Genomic DNA, 4,783 nt, shown 5'->3' with positions numbered 1-4,783 from the left:
TTAGTTTAGTTTAGTTTACGTACTACGTAAGTTAAATAAATATATTAGTTTAACGGGTCGGTTTTTTTACTTTGGTTTTTTTTCCCCTTTTGTATCCCCAAAGACAGACCCCAGAGAAGGAAAGACTCTATATTTGTGGCCTCGGAGCAAAGGTTGGATGCGAGCGCTTAAGCGAACATTCAACCTGCCGTGACTAAAGTCACAAATATAGAGTCTTTCCTTCTCTGGGGGCGTCTGTTGGTCTAAAGCAAAATTTCATACAATATCGCTATTAGGATACAGACGCCGCTTCCTGCGAAGAATCGGAGATCTGGTTTCCATTTTTCGTTGTTTTTGAAGATATTGTCGTTATCTTTCAGAATATTTTCGTTGTTTATTGTAGTTTCTGTTGTTTTTTCTGTTTTAGCAATCAGAAGGATAAGCCAGCCTGCGATTACTGCACTTAATATTGCTATGAGTCCTCCTATAATCAGGAGGCTTATTTCTATTTTCCCCTGTGTGTCTGTCAATGAGGGATTAAATAAGGTATAGCCTGCGATATTGCATTGTAAAATGGCCTGTATGGCATTACTTTTCTCGAAGCAGGTTATTATTACGGTAAATGCATTAAAGAGCATATGGAGCAATATGGAGACGCTCAAATTGTCAGTCAAGTAGATAACAATGGCAAATACCAGCCCCATAACAAATGCATAGCACATCTGATTAAAGTTCATATGCAGGAATGCAAATAACAGCGCTGAGATTATGATTGCCATCTTTTTATTACTTTTGTTCGCAATTCCACGGTAAATCATTCCTCGGAAAAGGAATTCCTCGATAATCGCCGGCAAAATAGCAACTACGACTAATGCTTCTACTGGTTTATTTACAATTGCCTGCAAAGAATCATCTAATAAGTTCTGAAATGCGATCATGGAACAGGCATTTACATAGTCTGCCATGATAAATAAAAATATCGCAGCAACTATAATAAGCCCAATACTCTTTAATGAAACTTTTCTCAAATGACAGTATTCCACTGGCTTTACATATGCATTCTGGCAAACCCAGAATACATAGAGCAATAATAATTCATTAAGAAGTATCGTTCCCTGATAACTTATATCAAGAGAATACATCATAAAAATAGTTATGATACAGCCTGCAATGCAGATTTCGATACGCCGTATATTTTTCTCCTGTATATTGGCCAGAAAAAACCATATCGCTATTGCTGCTATTATTCTTCCAAATGGAAGGATTGCAAGCACTGAATCCAGAACAGACCCCACTATATGCAGCAATACGATTGTAAACCATATTCTATTTGGATTTAAAAATTTTTGCTGTGACATTAGTCTATTCTTCCGTTAACTCGATTCCTGTTTTGCTTATTTTAATTTTCTTGCTCTTATATAAACGTCCAATTGCACGTTTGAATTCATTTTTACTCATTCCAAATTCGCTTCGGATATCTTCAGGCGCAGATTTATCGTGATATGGAAGGAATCCGTCATTCTCTTTTAATTTTTCTAAAATCTTTGCGGAGTCAACATCCATCTGTAAATATGCTTTTTCACGAAGACTTAAGTTAAGCTTTCCATCTTCTCTTACTGAAAGCACTCTTGCCTGTACTTTTTCTCCAATTTTTAACTTTCTGACGATTTCTTTATTCTGAAGCATACCATTATATTTATTATCTACTGCCACAAATACGCCGTATTCTGGGTTCTTTCCATATACCGTTCCTTCTACAATATCATCTGTCTTATATGGAGAATCTGTACGCAGAAAGTCATATACTTTCATCGTAGCACAAAGTCTGTCACTCTTATCAATATAGAGACCTACTAAATATTTCTCGCCCTTTTGTACCTTTACAACCTGTTCGCTGTAGGGAAGAAGTAAATCCTTTTCCAGTCCCCAGTACATAAATCCACCGATGTTATTTACCTGCGCTACCTGTAAAACGGCAAGCTCTCCTAACTGAAGCTTTGGCATATTTGTTGTCGCAATTTCTCTGTCTTTAGAGTCACGGTATACAAATACCTCTACCTCATCACCAATCTTTGCGTTCTGTGGAACCTGTTTCTTCGGGAGCAGTACACAGTCGCTCTTTCCATTTCTCTCTGGAGTATCAGAAAGATACACTCCAAAATCTGTTTTATGGTCAATATATAACTTCTGTTTTACGCCTAATTCTATCATTTACAATCCTTACTGTTATTGATATGGATTATTACATATCTAATCAGCTTTTCCTTTCTTAAATTTATTCTATATTCTCTTTGTTTTTCTCAATGTTTATTCTATACTTATTTTTTTAATTTTTATTTTGTTTATTGCTTTTTTATTTTAATATCTGAATACCTTGATTTTCACATTTTAAGTCATTGACTCATTTTTATCTATCTTTTTCTTTTGATATTCATTTTTGAATTACTGCATACTCTCTTTTTCTTAATCTTCTATAGTTTTTAAAGTCATTTCTACCAATGCAGCAATTTCACCATCTGGTTTTATATATTTTACCTTGAAAATATCTTCCTGCTGCTGTACAAATACCTGTATTGTTTCTTTAAACATGGCGGCTTTACGGTAATCAATCCGAACTTCTTTCGCACAGGCACCTTCTGGGAGAATATCTTCTGTCCACAAAGCATATACTGTATTATTTACATGATTATTACTATCTAAATACTGTTTTGTAACTTCGATTGGTTCGTATTCTTTCCACTCACCATCATCTGAAATCTTTCGATTGATTCTTACAGTTTTATCTGCATCCTTCTCCACATAAATATCAGCGATTTCCTTTGTGACTTTCATTGGAAGCATCTTCTGTGTATTCATCAGAATCCATATTGCCTCCGCAGAAACAATTGTCGCTCCCTGCTCGTCTATAATAGAATATCTTCTATATCCATAAAATCCTCGCATCTTATATGCCTGCGTTGTGACATCAATATATTCTGACATTCTTGGATGTCTTATAATCTTTACGTTCCACGCAATCAAATACCAGGCTCTATGGTTCTTCTGGTCTTCTTCCACACCTAATCCTAACTCTTCTGACTGGAAAGTTCCACAGTCCTGAAAATATTCTAAAATCTGATGCAGTCTTGCTATTCCTTCTCGGTCCACCTCACTGTAGCGAACCCGTATTTTCATTTCATACATATAATGCACCTTTTACTTTTTTATACTATATCAGGTATATTCGTTTTCCTGACAATGCCGTATTATCATAACATATTTTTTTTATTTTTTCATCAGATTTCTGTTTTATCTATCTTTATTTATCTATTTATTCTTTACGTAATCATTTCTTCATTTTTTCCTACTTTTCCCATATTACTTTTATTACTTTCTTTGCTTTATTATTTAATACATTTATTTTATCTACAAAAATTTTTACTTGATTCTCATCAGCCACTTCATATTCATCTGTCATTTACTGTTTTAACTCAACTAAATCCAGGCACTGTCAGCCCTAAAAGAGAGAAGCTATCCTATATTTGCAGTCTTAGCACGAGGATTAAATGCGAGCCAGAGGGCGAACATTCAACCCACAGTGATAGAGTCACAAATATAGAATAGCTTCTTTCATATCATCAGCCTGTTAATGAGTTAAATAATAAAAACTACATTAAACGATTCTTCTTCTCTTTCTCTTCTCTGATTAAAGTCTTCATCGCTGTCTCCACCGCTGTTGTCTCGCCAAAGAAAGCTAATGTAGTGATATGCTGTGGACAGCTTCCGTTAATCTCTACTGGATATACATTACTTGTCTTAAATGCGCGGTCTGCATAGTATAATACACCAGCAACCGTTGTCTGGAGCAGTCCTACTGCATCAAACTTTCTGCTTTTTAATTCTTCCCTGCTCTCTGCATTCATCTTACGGTAAAACATCTTCATTACTGAAGCACTTGGATTATAGATAATACGTCCTTCTGTCATTTTGAACCTCCACTATGTTTCGTACACATTCTTTTTAGTATAATTATTAATTATCATGATAGCATACTCATTATTAAGTAACAATGTACTTTCTTGCTGTTAGTATGTAATATCTTCCCAAGGTACAAAAAAAGGACACAATAATGTGTCCCTTCTCTTACAGCGCTACCAGGATTCGAACCTGGAAATGCTGGAATCAGAATCCAGTGCCTTACCATTTGGCGATAGCGCTATATTAACTGATTCTAAAAGAATCAAACGTGGGCAAGAGGATTCGAACCCCCGACCTTTTGGTCCGTAGCCAAACGCTCTATCCAGCTGAGCTATGCCCACAAAGTTCTTAAGATATGCCGGCGATCGGAATCGAACCGATACGGGAGTATAAGTCCCGCAGGATTTTAAGTCCTGTGCGTCTGCCAGTTCCGCCACGCCGGCATAAATGGGACCTACAGGACTTGAACCTGTGACCCTCTGCTTGTAAGGCAGATGCTCTCCCAGCTGAGCTAAAATCCCAAATATACTTATTAAATTTTAATTCCTTACGGAAACGACCCGGATGGGATTCGAACCCACGACCTCCGCCGTGACAGGGCGGCGCTCTAACCAGCTGAGCCACCGGGCCAAAATTATTCAAATAGAGTGGACCTTCAGGGACTTGAACCCCGGACCGATCGGTTATGAGCCGATTGCTCTAACCAGCTGAGCTAAAGGTCCCTAGAACAATCCAAATCAAACTAAATCAAAATTTAATTTGTGAAGCCGATGAACGGACTCGAACCGTTAACCTGCTGATTACAAATCAGCTGCTCTGCCAATTGAGCCACATCGGCACTCTATTG

At 36.9% G+C, this 4,783-nt stretch carries 4 protein-coding genes and 7 tRNA genes; all 11 read right to left on the bottom strand.

Going from position 1 to position 4,783, the window contains the following annotated elements; genetic code table 11:
* Positions 1–242: 242 nt before the first annotated feature.
* The gene (locus EUBHAL_RS13665; protein ID WP_005351276.1) at positions 243–1,337 is read right to left on the bottom strand and encodes a CPBP family intramembrane glutamic endopeptidase; all 1,095 of its coding nucleotides are present in this window, start codon (positions 1,335–1,337) and stop codon (positions 243–245) included.
* Between the two features lie 4 nt (positions 1,338–1,341).
* Positions 1,342–2,190, bottom strand: a complete 849-nt coding sequence (locus tag EUBHAL_RS13660; RefSeq protein WP_005351274.1) for a CvfB family protein — start codon at positions 2,188–2,190, stop codon at positions 1,342–1,344.
* A gap of 252 nt (positions 2,191–2,442) precedes the next feature.
* Positions 2,443–3,162 carry an acyl-[acyl-carrier-protein] thioesterase gene (locus EUBHAL_RS13655; RefSeq protein WP_005351272.1) on the bottom strand — a complete coding sequence of 240 codons (720 nt, stop codon included), beginning with the start codon at positions 3,160–3,162 and terminating at the stop codon, positions 2,443–2,445.
* A 464-nt stretch (positions 3,163–3,626) separates the two neighbouring features.
* Positions 3,627–3,944: a BMC domain-containing protein gene (locus tag EUBHAL_RS13650; RefSeq protein ID WP_005351271.1), complete on the bottom strand. Its 318-nt coding sequence runs from the start codon at positions 3,942–3,944 to the stop codon at positions 3,627–3,629.
* A 160-nt stretch (positions 3,945–4,104) separates the two neighbouring features.
* Positions 4,105–4,176: transfer RNA gene (locus EUBHAL_RS13645), tRNA-Gln, on the bottom strand.
* Between the two features lie 27 nt (positions 4,177–4,203).
* Positions 4,204–4,277, bottom strand: a tRNA-Arg gene (locus tag EUBHAL_RS13640).
* A gap of 15 nt (positions 4,278–4,292) precedes the next feature.
* A tRNA-Leu gene (locus tag EUBHAL_RS13635) sits at positions 4,293–4,379 on the bottom strand.
* 5 nt (positions 4,380–4,384) lie between these two features.
* Positions 4,385–4,457: transfer RNA gene (locus EUBHAL_RS13630), tRNA-Val, on the bottom strand.
* Between the two features lie 35 nt (positions 4,458–4,492).
* A tRNA-Asp gene (locus tag EUBHAL_RS13625) sits at positions 4,493–4,566 on the bottom strand.
* Positions 4,567–4,584: 18 nt separating this feature from the next.
* Positions 4,585–4,658, bottom strand: a tRNA-Ile gene (locus EUBHAL_RS13620).
* Between the two features lie 43 nt (positions 4,659–4,701).
* Positions 4,702–4,774 (bottom strand) — tRNA-Thr (locus EUBHAL_RS13615).
* Positions 4,775–4,783: the final 9 nt, after the last annotated feature.

This window comes from Anaerobutyricum hallii DSM 3353 (assembly GCF_000173975.1).
Lineage (GTDB): Bacteria > Bacillota > Clostridia > Lachnospirales > Lachnospiraceae > Anaerobutyricum > Anaerobutyricum hallii.
Note: the sequence above shows the minus strand (reverse complement) of the source record. Positions and strands in the feature narration are given on the sequence as shown.

Coding starts and splice junctions, on each gene's coding strand:
- EUBHAL_RS13665 (WP_005351276.1), bottom strand. CDS start 1,337: ATGTCACAGCAAAAATTTTTAAATCCAAATAGAATATGGTTTACAATC.
- EUBHAL_RS13660 (WP_005351274.1), bottom strand. CDS start 2,190: ATGATAGAATTAGGCGTAAAACAGAAGTTATATATTGACCATAAAACA.
- EUBHAL_RS13655 (WP_005351272.1), bottom strand. CDS start 3,162: ATGTATGAAATGAAAATACGGGTTCGCTACAGTGAGGTGGACCGAGAA.
- EUBHAL_RS13650 (WP_005351271.1), bottom strand. CDS start 3,944: ATGACAGAAGGACGTATTATCTATAATCCAAGTGCTTCAGTAATGAAG.